Source organism: Salinicoccus jeotgali (assembly GCF_055379195.1).
The window spans coordinates 2,098,779-2,124,612 of record NZ_AP043830.1 but is presented as its reverse complement, the minus strand read 5'-3'; the positions used below and the strand labels follow the sequence as shown (position 1 = coordinate 2,124,612).

Sequence of the window (25,834 nt, the reverse complement as noted above, 5' to 3'; positions counted from 1 at the left end):
CGTTACATGCTAAAATAGAGAAAAGGCTGTATATTCAGTCTTTTTTCTATTTTAAGGGGGAATGGCAGTGGCAGAGAGAACACAAGTGGAAGATATATTTAAAATCCGCGCCGTGACGGCACCTAAAATCGGCACTTTTGGCATAACGGCGCTGGTGACACGTCTCGATGAAGAAAAGAACGACTATTTTACCCACCTTTACAAGATGGATGAGGACGGGGAAAGGCAACTTACATATAACGAAGAGCGGCTGTCGAACATCAGGCATTCAGCAGATGGCCGGTGGCTCCTGTTCATCACCAAGGCGGATGATAAAAACCAGGTCTTCCTACTTGAGACATCTGGCGGAGAGAGGATGCAGCTGACCCATGAAAAGGAAGGGGTTTCACATGCCGAGTTCTCCAAAGGAGGCGGACGTGTATTCTACCAGTCTCTCCATAGTCTGAAGGGAGAGGAGACGGGTGACATAGCTGATGAAGACAAAAAACCTGAGCCTGTCGTCATCGATCGGATGAAATATAAGGCAGATGGCGTCGGCCTCATGGAAGAGAAGTATGCAAACATCAAATCGATCAGCATCAGTTCCAAAACGGTGGATACTCTTCTTGAGGGAGAGGAGAACCATACACTTCTGGAAACGCTTGATGATGGCTTCATCTATGCGACGGACAGAAGTGAAGACAGGGATTTCAACTTCAGTGAGAGGCTCTTCATCAGAAGGGGCAGGGAAGACACTGAAATACCGACGCAAGAAGGCGGAGTGGTGCAAGTCGAAGTCTCTCCTGATGGACAGCGGCTCCTTATCGTCGAGATGGGCCGGGAATATGAAAATGCCACACACGCAACACTTCATCTCTATGATCTGAAGTCAGGCGACAAGTTGCATGTGACAGCAGGACTCGACCGACCAGTCGGTGATCATCTTGTGGCCGACACGCAGCAATCCGTGGAAACGGATATTGCGAAGTGGATCTCCAACGAACGGTTCCTTTTCCTTGTTTCCGATCATGGCAGTGTAAACCTTTACGAAGGAAATATAGAAGGGGACATAAAACCGGTGCTGGAAGGTAGGCATCATATACATGGGATGGACGTGGGGCCGGATTTTGCTGCCTTGACGATTGCGAACCATACCTCCCCGGGAGAATTGTACCGCTACGACTATGCGACAGGAGCGCTTGAACAATTGAGCCGCATCAACACCGACTATACGGAAAAGACTCTCATCATCGAACCGGAGGATATCGTCTACAATAGTTTTGATGGCACAGAAGTGCATGGATGGTTCATGCCGCCAGTCGGCTTCACCCCGGACGGGGCGCATCCGATGATCGTCAATATCCATGGTGGACCGCATGCATTTTATGGACATTCATATTTCCATGAAATGCAGGTGCTTGCAGCTGCCGGGTATGCCGTACTATTCGTCAATCCGCGCGGTTCGCACAGCTATTCGCAGTCATTCGTCGACGCGGTACGGGGCGACTACGGTGGCGGCGACTACAAGGATATCCTGGCAGGTGTGGATTTCATCACGTCCAGGTACAAATGGATAGATGCCGATAATATTGGAGTGACGGGCGGCTCCTATGGCGGTTTCATGACGAATTGGATCGTTGGGCATACAAACCGTTTCAAAGCTGCGGTGACGCAGCGCAGTATATCCAACTGGATCAGTTTCCGGGGAGTGTCGGATATCGGCTATTACTTTACAGATTGGCAGATCAGGGCAGAATTTAATGATATCGATAAAATGTGGCATCACTCTCCGATCAGATATGTGGATGCCGTCGAGACACCCTTGCTTATACTGCATAGTGAACAGGATTTGAGATGTCCGATTGAACAGGGCGAGCAATTGTATATCGCATTGAAATATAGGAAGAAGCCCGTCCAGTTTGTACGGTTCCCGGAGGCAGACCACAATCTGTCACGTACCGGCAAACCGAATCTGCGGATCGATAGGCTGAAGCGGATCGTCAATTGGTTTAATGAATATATGAAGTAGAAATATTTCTATAAATGCAATGATTTCCCGGGAAATCATTGCATTTATGCTTATCAGCCGGCGTAGGCCGGGACGCTGAAATGGAGATGGGGGATATGGAATGACAGAGAAGGAGAAAATGCTCAGCGGGGAGTATTATGATCCGAGTGATCCGACACTTGTTCATCTGCGTGAAAATGCCCAATATCTGATGGATGAGTATAACCATCCGGGTGGAGGCGGGCAGACGCGTCTTTTGGATATGCTGTTTGGATACCATGCCGACGATGCATCAATCCGGGCGCCTTTCTTTTGTGATTACGGCATCAATATCAAGGTGGGGCGCAATTTCTATGCAAACTACAACTGCACATTGCTGGACGTCGCTAAAATCACTATCGGGAATCATGTGTGTCTAGGCCCTAATGTTTCACTGATAACAGCAACCCACCCCCTCGATCCTATGAAGAGGCGGGAAGGGCTGGAATTCGGCCTGCCGATTACAATCGGTGATGATGTCTGGTTGGGTGCCGATGTCACGGTGAACCCTGGGGTATCGATTGGGGATAATACGGTCATCGGTGCAGGTTCAGTCGTCACGAAAGACATGCCCCCGAATGTTGTGGCGGCAGGAAATCCATGCCGCGTGATCAGAGCGCTTGCCGGTCCTGATGAATAAAGGACCCTCAAGCATTTTGAATGTGTGGAGATGTTTATTATAATGGTAAGGTGAAACATTATAATTCATCAGGAAGGATGTAGAGTATGACGCACAAATATGAAGACAGAGTGGCACGCCTGACGGCACAGGTGGATGTAGATATGGTGATGATCACCGATCCGATGAACGTATTCTATTTCACGGGCTGTTTCATCGAACCGCATGAGCGCATGCTGGCACTGCTTGTGGATACGAAGACGAAGGAAACAGCATTGATGTTCCCAGCGCTCGACCAGGAAGTGGTGAATGATACCGCGACCGCAGATGTGCATCTGCCATATAACGACGGAGAAGAACCATTCAACCAGTTGTTTGAACATATGCTGGAGGCAGAAAGCATCGGCATTGAAGGCGGTCATGTCACGTATAACCGCTATCAGAAACTACTGGAAAACTATACAGCGGACCAGATTGTTTCAGTTGAAGACAGCATCAATTCACTGCGCGGGCAAAAGGATGAAGACGACAAGAAAAAACTTCAGGAAGCGGTGGAGATCACTGAAAAAGCGCTGCATGACTTCGTGAAGGAGCCGGTGTCCGGCAAGACGGAAAAGGAGATAGCAGAATTTCTGCTTGAACGTGTCAAAGCCTACGGCGCCATCGATGTATCGTTCGGGCCACTTGTACTGACGGGCGAAAAATCAGCGATGCCCCATGGTGAGCCGGGGGACAAGGCAGTAGAGCCTGGACATTTCCTCCTTATCGATTTTGGAGTGGTGACCAAAGACCGTTATGTCTCGGATATGACGCGGACCTTCATCATTGGTGAGCCAACAGAAGAGCAGCGCTCGATCTATGAATCCGTGCTCAAGGCGAATGCTGCCGGTATAGAGAAGTCACAGGTTGGCACACCGATGCATGAACTGGATGACGTAGCCCGGAGTTCAATCCATTCAGATGGCTATGGAGATTACTTCACCCACCGCATTGGTCATGGACTGGGCCTTGGACTACATGAAGCGCCATCCCTTGATGCCGAAAATACGGACCTGCTGGAGAAAGGACATGTCATTACGATAGAGCCCGGCGTCTATAAGACAGGGTTCGGCGGTGTACGTATAGAAGATATGCTGTATATCGATGAAGAAACAGAAGTATTGACTACATTCCCTAAAGATATAGAAGATATTACGTTAGAAGCATAAGACTGCGCCCGCCCGGGTGAAGGGCGGGTTTTTTATATGGGACGCCTTGTGCGGCGCGAGAGGCGCGACTGGAGGGCAAGGAGCATTATACCCATAAGCAGCATGATCATGCCTACCCAGGAAAGTGCTGACAGTACTTCACCTACTAGTAGTACACCAAGCAGGGCGGCCGTAAGCGGTTCTGCCAAAGCCATGGTGACCGCGGAAGAAGACTTCACATGCTGCAGGCCGTAGGCAAAGAGGAAATAGGCCAAGCCTGTGGCTATCAGACCAATATAGAGGGATACGGATAGACCATTTGCCGTCATCAGCCAAGTTTGATCATTGAAGAAGAGGAACGGTGCCAGCATGACAGCGCTGAGTGTAAAGACTACCGCAGCACTGGCGACCGGTGGGTGGGTCTGGACAAGCTTTGAGTTCAGGATGGCATAGCTTGCGAAGGAAAAACCTGCCCCAAGCCCTGATAATACTCCAAGCGGGTCGACCGTCACCGCCCCTGAATTGAGCATAAGTAGCAGACATCCCGTGACTGCAAGGAAAGTCGAAAGCCACCAGATGCGTCCCGGACGGGTTTTATGGACGGCCCACTCTATAAAGCCAGAGAATACCGGCGCGCTGCCTATTGAGGCCACCGTGCCGACAGCCACCCCGGTCAAAGTGACCGCATTGAAGAAGAAAGGCTGGAAGAGGGCCATGGCCACACCGGCCATCAATACAATATGGATGGGCCATCCCCGGCGCTTTAGTTGGCCGGTCGACACGGCAATGACGAGCAGGATAAGACTGCCGATCAAAAGTCGCATGGCCCCGAGTGAAATACTGTCGACATCGTTTGGCAGCCAAGTTTTTGCGGTCCCCACCGTGCCCCATAGAACTGCAGCCATCAGTATAAGGAACGGTGCTAAGTTTCTATTCATTGATATTCCCCTCCAACACTTTCAGAAAGATACATTATAAACAATATACGCTATAAAGCGCTTTATTTGAAATATTTAGAAAATAATCTGTAGAATCCCTCACTGGAAGCTTCTCAATCTCCTGTCAGAGGCCAGTAGGGCATCTCGTATAGAGAAAGTGCGTCTTTTATGTTTAGACCCCCCACCCCAATTGGGTATAGATAAAAGACAAATCAAGGAGGGACTTTTGACATGAAAGTACTTGTAATAGGTGCGAATGGTCAGGTAGGCCATCAACTTGTTGAAAAATTGAAGGATCAGGGCCATCAGCCGGTAGCGATGGTACGCAAGGAAGAACAACAGAAAGTATTCAAAGATAAAGGTATCGACACAGTTCTCGGAGATCTTGAAAAAGATTTCTCCCATGCATTTGAAGACGTTGAATCAGTTGTATTCGCAGCCGGATCAGGCGGCGATACAGGCGCTGATAAGACAATTGTCATCGACCAGGAAGGGGCCATTGAAACTGTCGATAATGCGAAGGATGCAGGCATCAAACATTTCGTAATGCTCAGCTCCATGGGGGCTGACCAACCGAAAGAATCTGATGAGAAAATGAAATTCTATATGTATGCAAAACATCGTGCAGATGAATACTTGAAATCTTCAGGGTTGGATTACACAATCTTGAGACCAGGTATGCTTAAAAATGAAGCGGGCACTTCCAAAGTAAGGTTGTTTGAAGGCGGTACTGAGATGGGCGAAGTACCAAGAGAAGATGTGGCGAATGTATTGGCCCATATAGTGGATACGGCTAAGCCTGAAAACAAGACCTATTATGTATTGGAAGGCGATACGCCTGTTGAAGACACATTGAAATAGTAATTATAAAACCTGCAGTCCGGGAAAATCTGGACTGCAGGTTTTTTATTGATGCGCGGGTTCTAGAGCTTCTCGGCGGCCAGATCATCTTTTTCTGATTCCCCGCCATAATATTTTGTGAGAAAAGCATTCTTCTCTTCATCCGTGATTTTGTGGATGCCGATGCCTGTGGCGGCAAGCAGTATTGAAATGAACGGCGCTACCATATTGAATATTGCGTAGGGTGCATACTCCCAGGCAGCGACCCCGAGTACTCCGTAGATGAATACGCCACATGTATTCCACGGGATGAATACTGAAGTCAGGGTACCACCGTCCTCCAGGGAACGCGACAGGTTTTTGGAATGCAGATTCTTCTCGATATAGGTACGTAGGAACATCCGGGACGGCACCACTACGGAAATATACTGTTCTGAACATGTTGCATTCGTGGCAAACGCCGCAACCACTGTGGAAGTGACCAAGCCAAGTGTCCCCTTGGCGATCTTTATAATCTGTTTCATGATGGATTGGAGCATGCCACTGTATTCGAGTATACCTGCAAAAGTCATTGCGACTATCGTCATGGAGACGGTGTACATCATCGATTCGAGACCGCCATTGTTGAAGAGTTCATTAATCATCTCATTGCTCGATTCAATAACATATCCTCCCTGCAACGTTGAAATCGCCGTCCCGAGATCTCCACCTTGGACGAAGAGGTGACAGAGGAATCCGAGCACTATGCCGACTATCAATGCAGGGATGGCGGACATCTTGAAGGCAATGCATAGTATGACGACAAGCGGTACAGCGAGCAGCCACGGTGAAATGAGGAATTGATCATCAAGTGATGTCATCATGCCTGAAATCTCGCTGGCGTTGACACTGCCATCCCCTCCAAATCGACGGCCGAGGAAAAAGAAGACCGTGAGTGCAATGATGAGCCCTGGTATGGTCGAATAGAACATGTGCTTGATATGTACGAAAAGATCGGTGTTCGTCAGCCCGGAAGCGAGGTTGGTCGTATCGGACATCGGAGACATCTTATCACCGAAATAAGAACCAGATATAACAGCACCTGCAACCATGGCAGGCGGGATGCCCATGCTCATGCCAATTCCCATACCAGCCACACCGACTGTTGCCATCGTCGACCATGAACTGCCGATCGATAATGCGACGATGCCGCACAGAATCGTAATGGTCACCAGAAAAAGGGAGGGGCTGATCAGGGCAAGGCCGTAGTAGATCATGGTGGCGACAATCCCACCGCCAATCCAGGAGCCGATGACCAATCCAACCAGTATGATTATGACGATGGCAGGTAGGGCCAGACGGATCCCCTTATACATCATTTCTTCTACCTCCCTCCATTTGAACCCATGAAGCAACGCTACAACTGCAGCTGAAGCAGTTCCAAAAATAAGCGGCAGGTGCGGATCTTGAGCAAGCCATATTACAGCAGTGGCCATTGCGAGAATCATCAATAGCAGAGGCAGAAGTGCCATGAAGAATGTAAAGTCTTTTTTGTTGTTTTGTGAAGCCATTTAATCACCATCATTCCATATTAATCATTCTTCTAGATTATACTATAAAAACGGTTTCATAAATAACCGAATAAAGTATTTTCTGTTAAATGACATTATGGAATTGAAGGCGGACAACCAGGTCTTTAGCCTTAGAGAGAATCCTATTTCAATATCAATATGAGTGCGAAGAATATTATGGCTCCAATCAGGATGCGCTGAAGAAGCCGGTCCGGCATGATGCTTGCATATTTACCACCGAAGGATCCGCCTATCGCTGAACCGATGGACAGGGCGATTGCGAATTTCCAGTCGATCATATCATTGAATATGAAGACGAGCAGCGATATGGAGACGTAGATGGTGACGACGAGCGTCTTGATGCCGTGTACTTCGGCCATCGGTATCCTCGGGATAAGCATAAGGAGGATCAGACTGATGAAGAAGCCGACGCCAGCCTGCAACGTTCCTCCGTAGAAGCCGATCAATGTAAAGGCAACCAGAAGAAGCGGGATGGAGACCTTCAGATTAAAGTCCCTCTTCATGAAGCGCTGTGGTTTGATGATGAGCAGAATGGCAAAGATCACCATGAAGGTCGCCAGCAGAGTATCGAAAGTCTCATCGGCGATATTGACGGCAATACGGGCACCATAGACTGATGCGATTGTTGTGGGTACAGCAAGCATCAGGCTCAGGCGCCAATTAAGATGGCCATTTTTATGGAATTGATAAAGCGCAAAGCAATTTTGGAAGAGGATGGCGATACGATTGGTCCCGTTCGCCACAGTCGATGGCAGGCCGAAGAATATGAGCATCGGCAGTGTCAGCATGGAACCGCCGGCTGAAACGATATTGATGAATCCAACTGCGATTCCCACAGTTAGTACGGCGAAAAGGGTTAAAGTTTCGATGATATCCAGCTTCCTTTCTGTATCGGCGACGACGGCCTTGGTATCACACTATATTCAAGTGTATGATTCAGTTATTTGTTTCCAGATCAGTCATGTAGAAGTTGTTTGTTCCGGCGTACCCGGCGTATGGATAGGGTCACCCCGCTGATGATCAGTATGGCGCCGATGACTTCAGTAGAGAGGATATCAGTGCCAAGAATCAGTGCCGACCCTGACATGGCGACGAATGGTTCGAGATTCATCAGCAATGCTGTATTCGCAGCCCCAACTTTAGGCATTTCGCGATTCCATGCCATGTTTGTAATACTATGGACGATGATGCCGCTTGCGATGAGCAGAAACTACATCGTCCAATCAGCCGCCCATAGCCGCCCATAATCGGCAATAGGAAGGGCAGCAAAATGATGAGGCCAAAGAGGTTGGATAGCAGTGTAATCTGTATGGCATTGATATATTTTGACATCCATTGGATGAGGATCATGAATACTGCAAACGTCAGCATAGTCAGTATTATGACGCCTTCCCCCCATCCGAAGACAATGGCCGTGCCGTCGAAAGTGCTGAGTACCACTCCAACGAGAGCCAGCACTGCGCCCGTCCAGAACTTGCCCCCTCTCCGTTCGCCGAAGACGAAAATGGTTAGCATGGCTGTCATGACAGAGGCGAGTGCCAGAATCAGGGCGGATGTTACGGGACTCGCTGTAACCAGGCCCAAGAAGAATGTGTATTGGTTCATGGCGATTCCGATGATTCCCGACAGGGCGATGACCACCCAGACTTTAGCGGGACCTTTAGGCATGCGGAAATAGCGGGAAGCAAACAGCCAGAGGAAACCATTTATGGCAATCAGGCGTATGATGGTGATGCTGTAGGCATCGAAGTGTTCGACCAGGATCTTCCCGATGATGAAGTTGCTGCCCCATATGATGACAGAAAGGAACAGAATCGGGTAGGTCCACCACATCCTTTCATCTATTGGATATTTGTTGTGGGTTTGTGCCATGGTCTCCTCCTTCCGCTGCGATTGAGTGTAAGCACATTATAGCAGATGGCCGCGAGTCGGTAGAGGGGCAAGCAACGCAGAAGTATGAAAAAAAGTCTGACCGCCCAAGTTTGGGCGGTCAGATAGCCAATTTCTACATATTTACTTTTTGGACTGGGTTTGCAAAGAACTTCTGTGTTTCCGTCTTGATCACTTTATAGAGGAAAAGCAGTCCGATCAGGTTCGGTATCATCATCAGTGCGTTCGCAGTATCAGCGAAAGCCCAGACAGTGGAAAGGTCTGCCACTGTGCCGAGGAATGTCGCTGTGATGTAGATGACGCCATAGACCACAATATATTTCAGGCCGAATAGATACTCGAAACATTTTATGCCGTATACATACCAGGCGATGATTGTAGAGAAGCCGAAGAATACGACTGAGATGGAGACGATGTATTCCCCTATGGCTCCAAGAGAGGAGCCGAATGCAGCACTGGTCAAGGCACCGGCTTCAAGATTCGGATTATGGCTCACGCCTGAAATGAGACCGCCAGAAGCATCCCAGAAACCAGTTACAATCAGCACGAGGCCCGTCATGGTACAGACCACGATCGTTACGATGAAAGTGCTTGTCATTGCCACAAGCGCCTGTTTAGCCGGGTGGGTGGTCCGTGCGTTACCGGCAATCAGAGCGACTGTACCCAACCCCGCTTCGTTCGAGAAGATACCTTTTGAAACACCGTGCTGCATAGCCTGCATGACCACGATTCCCGAGAACCCGCCTGCAGCAGATACTGGTGTGAATGCATGCTTGAATATCAATCCAAATGCCGGGATGATCTGATCATAGTTCAGCGCCAGAATCAGAAGGGCACTGACGATGTAGAGGACGGCCATGACCGGCACAAATACGCCGGCGACGTTACTGATGCGCTTTATCCCTCCAAACACAATCAATCCGACCAGGATGACGAGGGTGACGCCCGTCACCCATCCAGTTACATTGAAGCTGTTCTCCATGACATCGGCGATTGTATTGGACTGCACACCGTTGCCGATGCCAAGGGCGGCAAAGGCTGCAAAGAAGGCAAAAAGAACAGCCAACCATTTGAATTTTGAACCGAGCCCTTTTTCTATGTAGTACATTGGACCACTGGAGTACTCTCCATTCTTATTTTTGACCCGGTACATCTGGGCGAGCAGCGCTTCGGAATATTTAGTGGCCATCCCGAGCAGACCTACAAGCCACATCCAAAACAGGGCGCCTGGCCCCCCGAGTGTAATGGCAGTGGCGACACCGGCTATGTTGCCGTTTCCGATCATGCCGGCGAGTGAAGTCATCAATGTCTTGAAGTTGCTGACATCACCTTCAGCGTCATCATCCGATTTGTCTTTAGTGAATGCCAGTTTGAATGCATATCCGAGCTTGCTGAACTGCATTCCCTTTAGTTGGAGGGTCAGAAACAGGCCTGTGCCGGCAAGCAGTATTAAGCTTGGTGGTCCCCAGAGTATCGCGTTTATTTCTCTTAAGATTTCTAGCATATTTCCACTCCCATTATCCTGAAAACGCTCTCATATTTTTATAAGAACCATCATTTTTGTGTTACAGTCCATCCACCATAACAAAAATTCATCATTTGTCTATTGTAATTATACCTCTTTAAACTAAATTTTTTCTTTTAGTGAATTAAATATTAATTTAAAAAAATTTCATAATTTTCAGTTTTATATACCTCGTCGGTACATCCAGGGAAATGCATAAGAGAGAAGGGAAAGGTAGCTTCTGCTTAAAGTGTTTAGAGAGTGACGGAAAAGTGAAAAATAGGAGTGAGATTAAATAGGAAATGATGAAACGGAAGGAGGTGTGATATGAAGACAGCAGCGGAGATCATCATCGATCTGATAGAGCGGTTCGATGTCCATGACGCAGGAAGCAAACGGGCACACGGCAACGGCACACTGCATCGCGCAGCAGTACACTTGAATGCAGAGGGAAAGAAGGTATTCGGGGATGTGGAGCGCGCAACGGTCAGGCTGTCAAATGCGGCTACCTCCAAAAAAATACCTGAACAACTGGTCAACATCAAAGGATGCAGCATCAGGTTCCACCATCCCATACGGGCTATTGACATCATCGGTGTCAACTTCCCGTATTTCCCATTCAGCACCTCTTCCGAGGTCATCAATCTGATGTACAACATCCATCTTTACGTGGAACGGAAAAACGTGAAACGATTTCTCAATATTTTCCGTGCAGGCGGCCTGTACAGCCGTCTGGATTCCCTTCTTGCGGAAATGCCGAAGCGGACGGATATGGGCTATAAATATTATACGACCCATAGCTACGGCAAGGATACGCTGAAATTCCGCATGGATTATGATCCGCAGAGCGGCAATATCGAACTCTATTCGGAGATGGACCCATATATAACAGAGCATTGCCCGAGGAGAACCACACATCTTGGCAATATGTCGATTGGAGAGGAAAAGGTTCAAGGCATAAAGTTTTTTGATACGATGAATGCGCCATTCGGTCGCGCACCGAATGGCGAAATCCCTTATCTGCGCCATTTCCTCTACAGGCGTTCCTTCTTTGGAAGGTTGCAGGAGACGGAAATTGGTATAGAGGAATACCGATTGCTAAAAGAACTCTGGGCGGAAGAAAAACATTATGTACTTCTCAAAGATCCGGAAATATTTTACCAAATCGAGAACCTATTCAACTCATCCACCGGGATTACAGCTGGGGATTTTGAATGCCTTATTGATCAGACATATGAGAGGAAATATACCGCAGAAAAAACGAAAAATTTCCTGGAAAATATCTGGCCTCACTTCGCGCATAGAGCCGATGCACAGGAAATCGGAACTTATCATAGACTGCTCGATAATCCAGAAGTGTTGGAAGTCTATGATTTCGTGAGCTCCATGTCTTCAAAATATGAGGTGGCGGAGCTAGTGGATTCTGTGGTTGTAAAACTGATGGGTAGAAAAGAATATCAACATATGCAGAAAGGAAAGATATAGATGAACCAGGAAAAATTTGAACTCAACGACGGAAGTGTGTTGCCTAAGATTGGACTCGGGACGGTCGGCATCAAAGGGGCCGCCGGGATCAACAGCATGCTGACGGCAATTGATGGCAATGGATATCGTCTTATCGACACTTCCACCAACTACCTTAACGAAGGGGCAGTGGGAGAAGCAGTCAGGCGTGCTGAAGTACCGAGGGAACAGCTGATCATCAGCTCCAAACTACCAGGCAAAACACACGACTATAACAAGGCGATCAAGATGATTCAGGAATCGCTCTATCGCATAGGCCTCGATTATTTTGATAAGTATCTGATCCACTGGCCTTTGCCGATGCAGGATAAATATGTCGAGGCGTGGCAAGCTCTGATTGATGCCAAGAAATTCGGATTGATCAAAACCATCGGCGTCTCCAATTTCCTTGAAGAGCATCTCGACCGTCTTATTGATGAGACAGGCGTCACTCCGGCGACCAATCAGATTGAGCGCCATCCGTACTTCAATAATAAAGCGTTGGTTGAGGCCAATAGGGAACGTGGCATAGTAACCGAAGCATGGAGTCCATTCGGCAGGGAGATCAACGATGTGTTGGACAATCCAACAATCAAGGAGATAGCGGATAAATACGAAAAATCACCTGCACAGGTGATTGTAAGATGGAATCTGCAGAACGATGTCCTTGTCATACCAAAATCGGCTACGTCCGCGCATCAGAAAGAGAATCTTGATGTTTATGATTTTGAACTTTCACAAGCGGACCTTGAAGCGATAGATTCCCTTGATAAGGGAGAAGAAGGCCGGGTTGAGGGTCAGCATCCTAACGAATACGAAGAATATGTATAGCGATAAAAAACTAGAAGAAGCGGCCAAAAGCTGCTTCTTCTAGTTTTTTTTAATCTCTTCATATTTTCTGAACCACTCGGGGAATGCCTTTTTAAACGCAACCGGCTTAAATTCGCCAGAGACTTTCTTGACGACAAGGTGTGTCGTCGTCCCTTCAGCACATATATTCCCCGAGTCGTCTACAATCTCAAAACCATATTTTGTCCGCATGCCTGTATTTTCTTCCACCCACGTACGGACAAACGCACGGTCTCCATACTTCAACGCTTTTTTGTATGTAATATCCACATTGTATACAGGGGCGTAGAATCCTTCTCGTTCCATAGCGGTATAATCAAATCCGATATCTTCGACGAGCTGCATCCGTCCGAGCTCCAGCCATTTTACATAGTTGGCATGATAGATGACGCCCATCATGTCAGTGTCCGCATATAATATCTGTACTTCCTTTTCTGCAACGTGAAAATGATCCACTCGAGACATCCTTTCAATTCTATTTACATACATATTATACCATTCTTAAGGATTATTTCGGCAATCGGTTCGCGATTCCCGAAGATGACATGATATTCATGTATTTTTATGTAGATGTAAGCTCGATGTCATTAGAGTGAAATTTTAAATCACTAAAACGTTTACATGTTTGACTTCAAGTTTTACAAGCGTTAGAATTGGTTAGTCTAACTAACCAATAGGGGTGTTGCGGATGAATCCTGAACAGGAATTCTTCGACCTGTATATCAATCTCTATAGATCTTATATCGGTAAAGCCAACAAAATACTATCAGCCTATGACCTCTCCAGCGCCCAGTGGCAGATTCTAAAGGATATTGCCAGACATGGCGAGACAACGCTCGTCGATGTAAGCAGAAGAAGGCAGATAGAAAAATCAACCGCCAACAAAGTAATCACATACTTGCTTGAACTCGACCTGATTGAATCGACACCCGGTACTGACGATCGCAGGCGCAAGAACCTGAGTATGAGTGCTTCAGGGGATAGACTATTCAAGGAAGTGCGCGCCCGTATGACAGGTATGCAGAGAGAGATACTTGAAGATTTTGACTCTAAAGAAGTGGACGCAATGATAAAAATGTTGCGGAGAATCAATATATAGAAAGGATATGATGGCTTGTCCCGGGAAATGCATCAGGAAAATAAGATTTGGACGAGAGAGTTTCTGGCCATATTCATGTACCATTTCATCATTATGTTCTCAATGTACATATCAATGGTGACAATAGGCAGTTTTGTGATAGACAATTATAATGCATCAGCCAGCACAGCTGGCCTGGTAGCGAGTATTTTCATCGTCGGCGTCCTGATCGGCAGAGCGCTGACAGGCCAACAGATCAATACAGTCGGTGCAAAGCACCTTCTCTACATCGGAACAGTGATGTTCTTTGCCACCTATAGTCTCTACTTTATAGAGGGTGGGCTCGCGCTGCTCATCATCACGCGTTTCCTTAACGGATTCGCAACCGGTCTGATCAGCACCGCGCTCAATACGCTGGCCACCATTTCGGTGCCTGAGAACCGTAGGGGCGAGGGCATCAGCTATTTTAGTCTGAGTTTCGTAGTCGGTTCCGCCATCGGTCCTTTCCTTGGCTTCTTCATGATGGGCATCATGCCATATAATATGATGTTGCTGATCATCGCTGTAGCTGTACTTCTGGTGGCTTTCACCATTCCGATGATTCGGACGAATAATATCAAATATCCGTCCAAACCCACACTAAAGGAATTTAAGGTGATTGATCGGCAGGTCCTTCCGATGGGCGTTTCAATTTTCTTTATGGGCCTTGCCTACGCCGCCATCCTGTCCTTCCTGAACCTGTTTGCCAAAGAAGCTGATCTGGTCACTGCCGCCAGCTTCTTCTTTATCGTCTATGCCATCTCGATAACGTTCACACGGCCGTTCACAGGTAAGCTGATGGATAATCGGGGGGCGAACATCATCCTCTATCCGGCATTCATACTGATGGCCATCGGCTTCTATATGCTTGGAGGGGCCACGACGGGATGGGTGCTGCTTACAGCCAGTGTCTTAATCGGCCTCGGTTACGGGAATTTCCAATCGATCGCCCAAACCGTCTGTGTAAACATCGCTACACGTGAGAACGTTGGACTTGCTACAAGTACCTTCTTCATCATGATGGAAATCGGCCTCGGCTTCGGCCCAGCATTCCTGGGGCTGCTTGTACCATCATTTGGCTACGGTGGTGTCTATCAGCTCCTTGTCCTGTCCATACTCCTCGCCATGGGCATCTACTTCATAGTCTACGGCAGACATGAAAGCCGTAGTCGACAACAATCGAATCATGCGCGATAAAAAAATTACCCGCCGGCAGTGCCTGTGGGTAATTTTCTATCAACTAAGATCATTTCATGGAGATTTCCATCCGTCCCTTTGTGCATCATTGTGGATGTAGGTAAGTGTCTTGCCGGTCACTCCAAACAGGATCGTCATAATCGGGCTGAGCAGACAGAAGAAGGCGAATGGCAGGTAGGAGAGGGTGGGGACACCCAGCACACTTGCAATGAAGACCCCGCACACGCTCCACGGTACTAGTGGATTGATAACGGTGCCCGCATCTTCTGCCACCCTTGAAAGGTTTTTGTTCTCAAGTCCCACTTTTTCATATTGCTTCTGGAACGTCTCGGTCGTCAGCAGAATGGATAGATACTGTTCACCGATCAATATATTGACACCGATTGCATTGAGGGCCGATCCTATAATGACCGATTTCACATCCTTCAGCGTATTCTCCACTGAAGCGAACAATCTCGGTACGATGCCAAGCTTAAAGAGCAACCCGCCCATGCCTAATGCAAGGATGACAATGCCGATTGTGAAGAACATACTCTCCATGCCGCCACGGGTCAAAAGTTCATCGATCTCCGCCACGCCGGTTTCAGAAACAAAGCCACCGAATAGGATGTTGAATATTCCTGTAAGAGATGGCGCAGTATGTAGAGTCGACAACAGGAGTGCGCTGACAATACCGGCTGTAAGAGAAAGCAGTGCAGGCGCACGCAGCATTGAAAAGACAAGAAGGACAGCCAGTGGCACTGCTGCGTTATACCAGCTTATCAAACCAGTATCGAGCAAACCTTGCTGGTAGACTTCCATTTCGCCAAAATTGACAGAAGATATATTCGGAGATAATAAGGCGAAAAGAATAAATGTGATCAGGAAAACTGGAATGGTGGTCCACATCATATTTTTAATGTGATCAAACAAATCCACTTCCAATATACTGGATGCCATATTAGTCGTATCGGACAAAGGAGACATCTTGTCACCGAAGAACGCTCCAGACACAATGGCCCCGGCTGTCATGGCTAAAGAAAGGTCCAATGCACTGGACACACCAATAAAAGCGACACCGACGGTACCGACAGTCGTCAGAGAACTGCCGACACATATGCCGACGATGGCGGTCACGATGAATACGATGGAGAGATAGAAGTAAGGGGTCACCAATTCAAAACCGCCATATATAAGCGTTGGGATGGTACCGCTGTAGATCCATGAAGCAATCAGCATGCCTATCAAAAAGAAGATGAATACAGCACCCATCCCCGATTTAGCACCTTCAGAAAGCCCTTCTTGAAGTTTCTGGTGGGGGACGCGTTTGACGGTTCCATAGATGATGAGCAATATGATAGAAAACATCAATGCCATATGTGGGGTGGTTTCAAAATGGATGATGCTTGTGCTGATTATAATGATGATACTGATGACTGCAATGAGTGCTTCGGGTAAAGATGGTGTCTGGGCAGGTTGAATGCGGAACATTTTTGAACCTCCTATATAATTAGACTATACAATAGAAACATGTTAACAGGTTCTTTTATGAAAATCTCGATTCATTCCAATTACGTTTAATTAAGAGTGTTCTAAATTTTATGATATAATCCTCTAAACTGAACTCAACAATCGGGGGGATGACTCATGAAACTTTTAACGTTCTATAAAGAAGGTAGACTTCGGCCAGGAATCTTGACTGAAAAAGGTATCCTCGATATTTCCGGGGCATACCCCACGATGATCGAAGCGATTGAAAGGCACAAGGGACTTGATGATTTCCTTGATTTCGCCATGGAAGCAGAAACCAGCTCCTTTATAGAATTGCATAAAACTAAACTTGGTCCCTCGATCGATTGCCCAGAAAAAATCATTTGTGTTGGGCTCAACTACCGGCGGCACGCTGTTGAGTCAGGAATGTCAGTGCCAGATAACCCCATCATCTTCAGCAAGTTCAGAAACAGCCTATCCGGCGATAGGGGCATCGTGAACATTCCATCACAAGCCAAACAAGTGGATTATGAAGCTGAACTCGCCATAGTCATCGGCAAGACGGCTTACAGAATAGATGAAACCGAGGCCGAGAATGCAATATTCGGCTACAGTGCGGCGAACGATCTGTCGGAGCGTGCGTTCCAATTTAAAACTTCGCAGTGGCTACTTGGTAAGAGTTTGGATGGATTCTGTCCAATCGGTCCATACATCGTCACAAAAGATGAGATTGAAGACTCCGATAAACTCAGGATCAAATGCACAGTAAACAATGAAGTGCGTCAAGATTCGAACACCAATGATATGATCTTCAAATGTAAAGCACTTGTCAGCTATATCTCCCATCACATGACGCTTGCACCGGGTGATGTCATATTGACCGGCACTCCTGAAGGGGTCGCCATGGGGCACGGGGGAGAAGTGCGGCCATGGTTGAAGGCAGGTGACGAAGTGGTGGTGGAGATTGAGCAGCTTGGCCGTCTGACAACATATATCCGAGCAGAATAATGGAAGTGCCATAGGAAGATGTAGGTATGATGTTTGATTTTTGGTGCGGGCATCTGCATGATATGGGTATAACGAACATGGGAGGCAGACATAATGAGAGTACTCGTCATAGGCGCCAACGGCCAAATAGGTCAAATGGTCGTCAGTCGACTGAAGGAAAAAGGACATGAGCCAGTAGCCATGCTGCGTAAAGAGGAGCAGGCACAAGCTTTTGAAGATGATGGCATCGACACTGTGATTGCAGATCTCGAAGGGGACTTTAGCCATGCCTTTGAAGGTGTGGATGGAGTGATATTCACAGCAGGGTCTGGTGCTTCGACTGGAGCCGATAAGACCATCCTGATTGACCAGGAGGGTGCCATTGAAGCCATTGATCTCGCAAAATCATATGAACTGGATCATTTTGTCATGGTCAGCGGTCTGGGTGTTGAAAACCCCCGTGGTGTAGAAGGTGAGATACGCCCCTACCTCCACGCCAAACACCGGGCTGATGAGCACCTGATCGATTCTGGAGTCCCCTACACGATACTTCGTCCTGGATTATTGACGAATGGAGAAGGTAAGGGCACCGTCACTTTCTATGAATACAAAGGAGAAACCGAGTACGGAGAAATCATCCGTGAAGATGTAGCTGATGTGCTGGTTAAAATAATCGGCTATCCACCAGAGGATAAAATCTATTATGTGGTTGAAGGAGAGACTTCAATCAGTCAGATTCTATAGATATATTAGCAGCCACCTGAGAGAACTCTTGGGTGGCTGTTTTTGAGTTGGTGAATGCCTTGGGATCTTAAGTATGGGGCTGAGTTTTGTATATGTTAAAGAAAACGATATAATATAAGGGAAGCATAGGAGGTTTCATCATGAAACAGTATATGATTGGTCTCGATATCGGCACAACTGCGGTAAAGGCTGTCTTATTCACCACTCAAGGTGGATACATAGATAAGGAGACCCAACACTATCCACTGCATACACCGGATGTCTACACGGCGGAGCAGGATCCGGATGAGATTCTAATGAAATCCATGCGCGCACTGAATAATCTGGTGGAACGGAACGCGTGTGGTGACGAGATTGCCTTCGTTTCCTGTTCTGCTGCCATGCACAGTATAATCCTTCTGGATCATTCAGGTGAACGGCTGACGGAGTGCATCACTTGGGCGGATCGGCGAAGTGAGGATATGGCAGAGAAATGGGATGATGCCAAAGGGCTTGCCATCTACAGGCGTACAGGTACCCCAATCCATCCCATGAGCCCGTTCATCAAGCTGCTTCATTTTAAGGAGAAGGCGCCTGAGATCTACAGTCAAATCGGTAAAATCGTGGGCATCAAGGAATATGTGCTCCATCATTTGACGGGGATGTACGAAGTCGATAAATCCATCGCCAGCAGCATGGGCATGATGGATCTTGACACATCGCAATGGGACAGTGAGGTGCTTGAACTGCTGGATCTGACACCAAAACAACTCCCGGATATCGTCAGTACAACCAAAGTGCATCAGAGTATCGGACGGAACCTTGGCCAGACTGGTCTGGCCAAGGACACGAAAATCATTCTCGGAGCGAGTGATGGCGTCCTCGCCAATCTCGGCGTCAATGCCATACAGGAGGGGGACGTGGCAATCACCATCGGTACCAGTGGGGCGATCCGCACAGTCATTACAGAACCCCGGACCGATCCCAAGATGCGGACCTTCTGTTATCATTTGACGGAGAATCGCTATGTCATCGGCGGGCCGGTGAATAATGGCGGTGTAATCCTGAGGTGGATACGTGACGAACTGTGCCAAGAAGAGGTGGGGAAAGCAGATGCCTATAATGAAGATCCCTATGAAGTTATGACGCGTGCAGCGGATAGTGTCTCACCGGGCAGCAATGGGCTCATCTTCCATCCCTACCTTGCAGGAGAGCGGGCCCCTTTATGGAATGCGAAAGCGGTCGGTTCCTTCTATGGATTGACTTTATCCCACGAGCGGAGCCATATGATCCGGGCAGCCCTGGAGGGCGTGGTCTACAATCTCTACAGTGTATATCTGGCACTTCGTGAACAGATGAATGAAGTGAAAAGCATTAAGGCGAGTGGCGGTTTTGCACGTAGTGAGATGTGGAAGCAGTTGATGGCTGATGTATTCGGGGAGCAATTGACTGTGCCGAAATCATATGAATCAAGTGCTTTCGGCGCCTGTCTCCTCGGTCTTTACGCCCTTGGCGAAATACGTGATTTGAATGAAGTTGCAGACTTCGTCGGTGAAAGCGATGCATATATACCGGACGAGAAGGTATACTTGAAGTATCAGGAAATCATGAGTGTTTATATCGAGCTTGGTCGGGCGCTCGAACCTTTCTATGATAGGATGGACGAAATCAGATAACGGAGGTGGAACGGATGGAACTGCATGAATTCTTCTCCTATTATATGGAGGAAAATGAATTGGCTCGTGCCAACCTCATTAATGATGGGGTGTTTGAGACACTCGCTTCATTGGTTGACTTTAAAGTGTCGGAAATCAGATTGATGGACGGGGCCGCCCCCATTACTGATATGGTGACGATGACTGAAATAGCCCTTATCCGACAACTGATCGATATTGAGCCGCCAGAAGGGTTGCACCAGGTAATCTATAGAGTCGATGATTACCCTGTACTCACCGACTTCCAATATATACTGGAGGCTGGCGAGGGGCGCGGCGTCATTCATCATGATATTGTAGAGGCGCTCCATAAAGCATTAAAGGAAAACCACAATATACCCGCCCATCCGATGTATATCCATAAAAATGAACCCCTGGACCAGGATGATGTCGCAATGCTTGACCGCATCTACCGTGGACCGATCTACTGGCTATATGACAATATCACCTGGCGTCAGTTGCGCCGGATGCTGAAGCGTCTGAATGCAGAGCCTGATGGCCATCAAAAAGATGATTATCTGCGCCATTTGACCTCTATCATAACCAATCCAAAATATCTTGAGGGCATCCTGCTCCAGCTGAATACGACGGATCTTGAGCAGATCGAAGACAATGTCCAAAAGGGATTCAATGTATATGAAGCGAGCTCAAGGTGGTCGGATGCCCGGAATCTAGGTCTCCTCGTCAAAATCCATGCTGATCATTATGTCATGCATGAAGCTGTCAGGTCAGCATTGGAGGAAGTATCATTTGAAGCGGTCGAAGCTCATCGGAGAAAGTCTGGGTCGCCGGTTGGGCGTCCGCCTGGTGGAGATTTCAATGCCTATGTCCTCCATGCACAGATTGAAGATCTAGACTTTGAAATTTCCCGGGAAATCATCATGCCGGCAGGCAGCAACTGTTTCGAGCTTCATCTCGTCATCCAAAAAGCGATGGGATGGCGGCAGAAGCACGATGCCTCGTTCGAAGCAGGGACATTGACGATAGATGCAACAGGAGATGCATTGGGAAGTGAGGGGCGATTGCCGTCCAGTTACATCCAGATTGATGCGGTATTTGCGCATCATGAAACCCTCCACTACCTATATGGAGAAGATTATCGGGTGACGCTCGATATTGAAGCCAAAGCCCATATCCACCGGCCGATACCAAAGGTCCAAAGTCATCAAGGCCCGGCTCCGATAGAGAACATAGGTGGTGCGGCATATCTTGCCGATACTCTTGAAGTGCTGTCTTCAGTAGACCATCCTGATTATATAAGGACTTATGAGAAGGTGCGGGCCACCAACTACAGGGAACGGTATCCTGTAACGGCCATCAACAATCAGCTTGAAAAAATGTTCAGGAAGTCATATCCGATTACAGAATACAATATAGATGAAATAGAGTGACGAGAGGAGCGGCTCATATGGAAAAACCAAAAGTCCGGAAGTTGTTCACCGGCAAAGTAAAGACGATGGGACATCCAGACGCAGAGGATAAGTTCGATAGAGAATGGAAAAGTGCGATATTCAAGACAGAGCGGCATGAAAGAAGCTATCTTACAAAAACCGGGTTTGACACGGATGAAGTGGCAGACAAAAGGAACCATGGCGGACCTGAGAAGGCAGTATTCGCCTACCCAATGATCCATTATGCTACATGGCGCCGCGAGTTAGGGGTCGATATTGAAGCGGGTGGTTTCGGTGAGAATTTCGCAATTACGGGAATGGATGAATCTTCTATTTCGATAGGAGATACATATAAAGTAGGGGGTGCAGTCATCCAAGTTTCGCAACCGCGCCGACCCTGCTGGAAACCGGCACGACGCTACAGGATCATCGATCTTGCCCTGCAGATTCAAAATACGGGTCGTACGGGCTGGTATTTCAGGGTGCTGCAGGAAGGATACGTACAGCCCGGCGACACTTTGGAGCTCATTGAACAGCCATGCCCGGAGTGGACGATCAGTGCATGCAATGAAGTCATGTATGACCAAGTAGATAATGTCGGTCTTGCCGAAAGTTTGAGTGCATGTGAGTATCTTGCCCCCAATTGGAAAGCGACACTCGAGAAACGTCTTTTGGGTAAAGAGGGGAGCAGTAAGAAGCGGGTATTCGGTCCGAACAGGTGATGAATATTCAAATGATTGAGAGTATGTTTGATTTCAGAAATTTTCAAGCATTCTTTTAAGTCGACCATAAATAATGCATAAATCTTTAAAAAAGTTTTCTAATGCGGTAGAATTCATATGGAAACGGTTTTAGTACTATAGGAATGGGCACCCATCCCAAGTGCTGAACCAATTAAATTAAGGGGGAAGTCATTCATGGTAGTACCATACAGTGCAGAACCAGCTACGGATTTTACGAAAGAAGAAAATAAAAAAGCATTTAAAGATGCTCTGGAGCAGGTGAAGAAGGATTTCGGCGTCAAACGCCCATTGATCATCGGTGGAGAACATATCGAAACGGATGACCAGATCACTTCTTACAACCCTTCAAATAAAGAAGAAGTCGTCGGTCATGTATCCAAAGCCACGACTGAGCATATTGATTCAGCAATGGAAGCGGCAGAAAAAGCTTTCGAAACCTGGAGCGAGTGGGATCCGAAAGATCGTGCAGAACTGTTCATCAGAGTCGCTGCAATCATCCGTCGCCGCAAGCATGAATTTTCTGCGTTGATGGTGTACGAAGCAGGGAAGCCATGGAACGAAGCTGATGGAGATACGAACGAAGGCATTGATTTCATAGAGTATTATGCCCGCTCAATGATGGAATTGGCAGACGGTAAACCGACCCTTGACCGCGAAGGTGAACACAACCATTATTTCTATCAGCCAATGGGTCCTGGTGTGACGATCTCACCTTGGAACTTCCCGTTCGCAATCATGACAGGAACAACCGCAGCACCAGTCATTGCAGGGAATACAGTACTGCTTAAACCTGCAGAAGACACACCATTGATTGCATATAAGTTGATGGAAGTGCTTGAGGAAGCAGGACTTCCAAAAGGTGTCGTGAACTTCGTTACAGGTGATCCGGCTGAAATTGGGGATTATATGGTCGATCATCATAAGACGCACTTCATCACATTCACAGGATCCAAAGCGACGGGTCTCCGCATCAATAAACGAGCAGCCGAAGTACACGAAGGACAGGATTTCCTGAAAAGAGTCATAACTGAAATGGGCGGTAAAGATACAATCATCGTCGATAAGGATGCAGACTTGGACTTGGCGGCGGATTCCATCGTCAATTCAGCATTTGGCTTCTCCGGCCAGAAATGTTCTGCCGGTTCCCGCGCAGTCATCCACAAAGATGTATACGATGAAGTATTGGCTAAATCCATCGAACTGACAAAAGAATTGACGGTCGGTAACCCTGTAGATGAAACTTACATGGGGCCGGTAATCAACAAGAAGCAGTTTGATAAGATCAGTGAATATATCGAAACAGGCAAAAAAGAAGGTAAATTGGAAATCGGTGGAGAAACTGATGATTCTACAGGATACTTCATCCATCCGACAATCTTCTCAGGCTTGGATCCAAAAGCGGTCATCATGCAAGAAGAGATTTTTGGACCAGTCGTAGCATTTGCTAAAGCAGATGATTTCGATGAAATGCTTGAAATTGCCAATAATACTGAATACGGTCTTACAGGTGCAGTCATCACAAATACACGTGAGAACTGGATTCTGGCATGCCGCAAATTCAATGTCGGCAACCTCTACCTCAACCGTGGCTGTACGGCAGCTGTCGTAGGATATCACCCATTCGGTGGGTTCAAGATGTCCGGTACAGACCAGAAGACAGGTAGCCCTGACTATATGCTCAACTTCCTGGAGCAAAAAGTTGTATCAGAAATGTTCTAAATCAATAGAAATGATGAAAGCGGAGGACGACTGGGTAGTCATCCTCCGCTTTTTTGTGTGCTATTTTACTGCATCTGGGATTCCGCTTTGAGATGGCCATCTTCAAGCGTAAGCACTCGGTCTGCGTACTCGAAAATACGTGAATCATGCGTGATCAGTATGCCAATCATGCCACGATCTTTAACAATATCCCGGAGCATTTCGACGACTTCTATGGCGCGTGCACCATCGAGGCTCGCCGTAGGTTCATCGGCCAGAAGCATCTTGGGCTTGTTCATCAAAGCCCGCATAATGGCGGCACGTTGCCTTTCGCCACCTGAGAGCATACCAGGATAGCTGTTGAAACGGTGGCTGAGTCCAATTTCTTCGAGCAATGCCTTGCTGCGCTTACGGGCCTCATTTTTACTAAGCCCGGCTTGCTCTGCAACGAAACTAAGCTGTGAGACGATATCCATATAGGGTATGAGGTGGGAGGATTGGAATATGAATCCAATATCTGTGAGACGCATTTTCGTCAATTCCTTTTCGCTAAGATCCAAGTAATCGACATCGTCTAACTTGACCTCTCCTTCAGTGTGGGACAATAGGCCGCCGAGTATCGACAATAAGGTCGACTTGCCGGAACCTGATGCGCCGCTCAAGATGATCAATTCACCGCTTGAGGCACTGAAGTCGATTCCTTTGAGCACATCGGTTTTCGCATCTCCCGTGCCAAACGTTTTAGTCAATCCATGTACTTCCAATGTCATATTATTCACTTGAGATCGCCTCCAATGGATCTATTCTTATTACTCTTACCAATGACAAACCAGCACCGATGAACGCTACCACCAGAAACAGTACTGATACTAATGCCATCAGATTGGTGTTCAGATAAAACGGCATATCGATTGGGATGACCATACCGATTAAAGAAATGGTGATCAGTGACAATACGACACCAGTCAACGTGATCAGTATGACTTGAATCAGGATGGAGACGGCCAATGTACGGGAAGACGTACCGATTGCCTTCAGTATGCCGAACTGGGAAGTTTTCTGGATGGTGATGACATAGAAGAAGGCTGCAAGTACGATTGCTGAAATGACGAATAGAAAGACAATCATCAGGTTGAGCGGCTGCTGTTCGGCCTGATAGCTTGGGACGGCGTTTTTCAGTTCAGAAGCAGAAACCACCGCCACGCCAGGCGCATCGTCAATCGTTTGACGTTCTGCTTCACTGCTTTCACTGATTATCAGTGCAGCCGTCCTGGATTCCAAGTCATTTATTGCTTCAGGTGTCACAAAAGCCATCGAGTTATGGGCAAACATGATGTCTTCGGCAAATCCGCTGACTTCGTATGTCTGTTCATTGGTTAATGTAACATCATCTCCGACGCTGAACCCTTCTGCCTTCAATTTTTCATTCAGGAGGAGTTCGGATTGCGATTCAGGAAAACGCCCCTCTTTTACAGCAGGTTCTTTTGACTCGTCGGTTGCCGCAATGAGCAGGCTGATTTCCGAGTCTCCGGATTCTATTTTCTGCATCGATAACTGGAGAGGATCGGCGGAGGTTGTTTCTTGTACGCCATTGATCTGATCTTCAGACAGTCCTGAGCGCATGAGGTCATTTTCCACGTCTTCCTCCATGACAAAGTATTCACTGTTCAAGGCATCGATGCCTGAAATGTTTTCTCGTGCCAACCCTTGGGCCAATGCTGAAACGAACAGCACCAGAAAAGCGAGCAGGAACAGTATGGCAGTTACCATGATGTACTTGAACTTATAGAACTTCAGTTCTTTCAAGGCTAATTTCATCTCGATTCAATGCTTCCTTTCGATTTGTATTGACCATAGTCTATCAAG

Annotated in this window: 24 protein-coding genes; 14 read left to right on the top strand and 10 right to left on the bottom strand. The window is 47.4% G+C overall.

Going from position 1 to position 25,834, the window contains the following annotated elements; genetic code table 11:
* Positions 1-67: 67 nt before the first annotated feature.
* The 3 genes from ACZ43I_RS10925 to ACZ43I_RS10915 all read left to right on the top strand — a co-directional run bounded on the left by ACZ43I_RS10925 (position 68) and on the right by ACZ43I_RS10915 (position 3,853).
* Positions 68-2,008 carry a S9 family peptidase gene (locus ACZ43I_RS10925; protein WP_344704284.1) on the top strand — a complete coding sequence of 647 codons (1,941 nt, stop codon included), beginning with the start codon at positions 68-70 and terminating at the stop codon, positions 2,006-2,008.
* Positions 2,009-2,108: 100 nt separating this feature from the next.
* The gene (locus ACZ43I_RS10920; RefSeq protein WP_344704286.1) at positions 2,109-2,666 is read left to right on the top strand and encodes a sugar O-acetyltransferase; all 558 of its coding nucleotides are present in this window, start codon (positions 2,109-2,111) and stop codon (positions 2,664-2,666) included.
* Positions 2,667-2,752: 86 nt separating this feature from the next.
* The gene (locus ACZ43I_RS10915) at positions 2,753-3,853 is read left to right on the top strand and encodes a M24 family metallopeptidase (protein ID WP_344704288.1); all 1,101 of its coding nucleotides are present in this window, start codon (positions 2,753-2,755) and stop codon (positions 3,851-3,853) included.
* Between the two features lie 32 nt (positions 3,854-3,885).
* On the opposite strand, the gene ACZ43I_RS10910 is transcribed toward ACZ43I_RS10915, so the two are convergent.
* Positions 3,886-4,770 (bottom strand): DMT family transporter, encoded by an 885-nt coding sequence (locus ACZ43I_RS10910; RefSeq protein ID WP_344704289.1) that lies wholly within the window; start codon positions 4,768-4,770, stop codon positions 3,886-3,888.
* A 231-nt stretch (positions 4,771-5,001) separates the two neighbouring features.
* Between ACZ43I_RS10910 and ACZ43I_RS10905 the strand changes: the two genes are divergently transcribed.
* Positions 5,002-5,631 (top strand): SDR family oxidoreductase, encoded by a 630-nt coding sequence (locus tag ACZ43I_RS10905; RefSeq protein WP_344704291.1) that lies wholly within the window; start codon positions 5,002-5,004, stop codon positions 5,629-5,631.
* 62 nt (positions 5,632-5,693) lie between these two features.
* Here the strand turns inward: ACZ43I_RS10905 and nhaC (ACZ43I_RS10900) are convergent, their stop codons facing one another.
* From nhaC (ACZ43I_RS10900) to ACZ43I_RS10880, 5 genes are all read right to left on the bottom strand, one after another.
* Complete coding sequence (gene nhaC, locus ACZ43I_RS10900; RefSeq protein WP_344704293.1) at positions 5,694-7,160, bottom strand: Na+/H+ antiporter NhaC; 1,467 nt, start codon at positions 7,158-7,160, stop codon at positions 5,694-5,696.
* Between the two features lie 143 nt (positions 7,161-7,303).
* Positions 7,304-8,017: a sulfite exporter TauE/SafE family protein gene (locus ACZ43I_RS10895; RefSeq protein WP_344704295.1), complete on the bottom strand. Its 714-nt coding sequence runs from the start codon at positions 8,015-8,017 to the stop codon at positions 7,304-7,306.
* 119 nt (positions 8,018-8,136) lie between these two features.
* Complete coding sequence (locus ACZ43I_RS10890) at positions 8,137-8,328, bottom strand: EamA family transporter (RefSeq protein WP_344704297.1); 192 nt, start codon at positions 8,326-8,328, stop codon at positions 8,137-8,139.
* Positions 8,292-9,053, bottom strand: coding sequence for a DMT family transporter (locus ACZ43I_RS10885; RefSeq protein WP_344704299.1), 762 nt, complete (start codon positions 9,051-9,053; stop codon positions 8,292-8,294). Before ACZ43I_RS10885 ends, ACZ43I_RS10890 begins: the two co-directional genes overlap by 37 nt.
* A 133-nt stretch (positions 9,054-9,186) precedes the next feature.
* Positions 9,187-10,575 (bottom strand): alanine/glycine:cation symporter family protein, encoded by a 1,389-nt coding sequence (locus tag ACZ43I_RS10880; protein WP_344704301.1) that lies wholly within the window; start codon positions 10,573-10,575, stop codon positions 9,187-9,189.
* A 327-nt stretch (positions 10,576-10,902) separates the two neighbouring features.
* Here ACZ43I_RS10880 and ACZ43I_RS10875 point away from each other — a divergent pair, with 327 nt between their 5' ends.
* Together ACZ43I_RS10875 and ACZ43I_RS10870 are read left to right on the top strand one after the other, a co-directional pair.
* Complete coding sequence (locus ACZ43I_RS10875; protein ID WP_344704303.1) at positions 10,903-12,060, top strand: catalase family protein; 1,158 nt, start codon at positions 10,903-10,905, stop codon at positions 12,058-12,060.
* On the top strand, positions 12,061-12,909 hold the full coding sequence (locus ACZ43I_RS10870; protein WP_344704305.1) for an aldo/keto reductase: 849 nt from the start codon (positions 12,061-12,063) through the stop codon (positions 12,907-12,909).
* Positions 12,910-12,948: 39 nt separating this feature from the next.
* Here ACZ43I_RS10870 and ACZ43I_RS10865 read toward each other — a convergent pair whose 3' ends face one another.
* Complete coding sequence (locus ACZ43I_RS10865) at positions 12,949-13,383, bottom strand: acyl-CoA thioesterase (RefSeq protein WP_425568420.1); 435 nt, start codon at positions 13,381-13,383, stop codon at positions 12,949-12,951.
* A gap of 232 nt (positions 13,384-13,615) precedes the next feature.
* Between ACZ43I_RS10865 and ACZ43I_RS10860 the strand changes: the two genes are divergently transcribed.
* Both ACZ43I_RS10860 and ACZ43I_RS10855 read left to right on the top strand, forming a co-directional pair.
* Positions 13,616-14,026 carry a MarR family winged helix-turn-helix transcriptional regulator gene (locus ACZ43I_RS10860; RefSeq protein ID WP_344704307.1) on the top strand — a complete coding sequence of 137 codons (411 nt, stop codon included), beginning with the start codon at positions 13,616-13,618 and terminating at the stop codon, positions 14,024-14,026.
* 15 nt (positions 14,027-14,041) lie between these two features.
* On the top strand, positions 14,042-15,241 hold the full coding sequence (locus tag ACZ43I_RS10855; RefSeq protein WP_344704309.1) for an MFS transporter: 1,200 nt from the start codon (positions 14,042-14,044) through the stop codon (positions 15,239-15,241).
* A gap of 54 nt (positions 15,242-15,295) precedes the next feature.
* Here ACZ43I_RS10855 and nhaC (ACZ43I_RS10850) read toward each other — a convergent pair whose 3' ends face one another.
* Positions 15,296-16,711 carry a Na+/H+ antiporter NhaC gene (gene nhaC / locus ACZ43I_RS10850; protein WP_344704310.1) on the bottom strand — a complete coding sequence of 472 codons (1,416 nt, stop codon included), beginning with the start codon at positions 16,709-16,711 and terminating at the stop codon, positions 15,296-15,298.
* Between the two features lie 156 nt (positions 16,712-16,867).
* On the opposite strand from nhaC (ACZ43I_RS10850), the gene ACZ43I_RS10845 reads away from it, so the two are divergent.
* From ACZ43I_RS10845 to pruA, 6 genes are all read left to right on the top strand, one after another.
* Positions 16,868-17,719, top strand: a complete 852-nt coding sequence (locus ACZ43I_RS10845) for a fumarylacetoacetate hydrolase family protein (protein ID WP_344704311.1) — start codon at positions 16,868-16,870, stop codon at positions 17,717-17,719.
* Between the two features lie 93 nt (positions 17,720-17,812).
* Positions 17,813-18,442: an SDR family oxidoreductase gene (locus tag ACZ43I_RS10840; RefSeq protein ID WP_344704312.1), complete on the top strand. Its 630-nt coding sequence runs from the start codon at positions 17,813-17,815 to the stop codon at positions 18,440-18,442.
* A 140-nt stretch (positions 18,443-18,582) separates the two neighbouring features.
* The gene (gene gntK / locus ACZ43I_RS10835; RefSeq protein WP_344704314.1) at positions 18,583-20,097 is read left to right on the top strand and encodes a gluconokinase; all 1,515 of its coding nucleotides are present in this window, start codon (positions 18,583-18,585) and stop codon (positions 20,095-20,097) included.
* A 14-nt stretch (positions 20,098-20,111) separates the two neighbouring features.
* Entirely contained in the window at positions 20,112-21,527 is a 1,416-nt protein-coding gene (locus ACZ43I_RS10830; protein WP_344704316.1) for an IS1096 element passenger TnpR family protein, read from the top strand.
* 17 nt (positions 21,528-21,544) lie between these two features.
* On the top strand, positions 21,545-22,249 hold the full coding sequence (locus tag ACZ43I_RS10825; RefSeq protein ID WP_344704318.1) for an MOSC domain-containing protein: 705 nt from the start codon (positions 21,545-21,547) through the stop codon (positions 22,247-22,249).
* Positions 22,250-22,444: 195 nt separating this feature from the next.
* Positions 22,445-23,989 (top strand): L-glutamate gamma-semialdehyde dehydrogenase, encoded by a 1,545-nt coding sequence (pruA, locus tag ACZ43I_RS10820; RefSeq protein WP_344704320.1) that lies wholly within the window; start codon positions 22,445-22,447, stop codon positions 23,987-23,989.
* Between the two features lie 65 nt (positions 23,990-24,054).
* On the opposite strand, the gene ACZ43I_RS10815 is transcribed toward pruA, so the two are convergent.
* Both ACZ43I_RS10815 and ACZ43I_RS10810 read right to left on the bottom strand, forming a co-directional pair.
* On the bottom strand, positions 24,055-24,738 hold the full coding sequence (locus tag ACZ43I_RS10815) for an ABC transporter ATP-binding protein (RefSeq protein ID WP_344704411.1): 684 nt from the start codon (positions 24,736-24,738) through the stop codon (positions 24,055-24,057).
* A 1-nt stretch (position 24,739) separates the two neighbouring features.
* A complete protein-coding gene (locus tag ACZ43I_RS10810) occupies positions 24,740-25,786 on the bottom strand; it encodes an ABC transporter permease (protein ID WP_344704322.1) in 1,047 nt (348 codons plus the stop codon).
* Positions 25,787-25,834 lie beyond the last annotated feature (48 nt).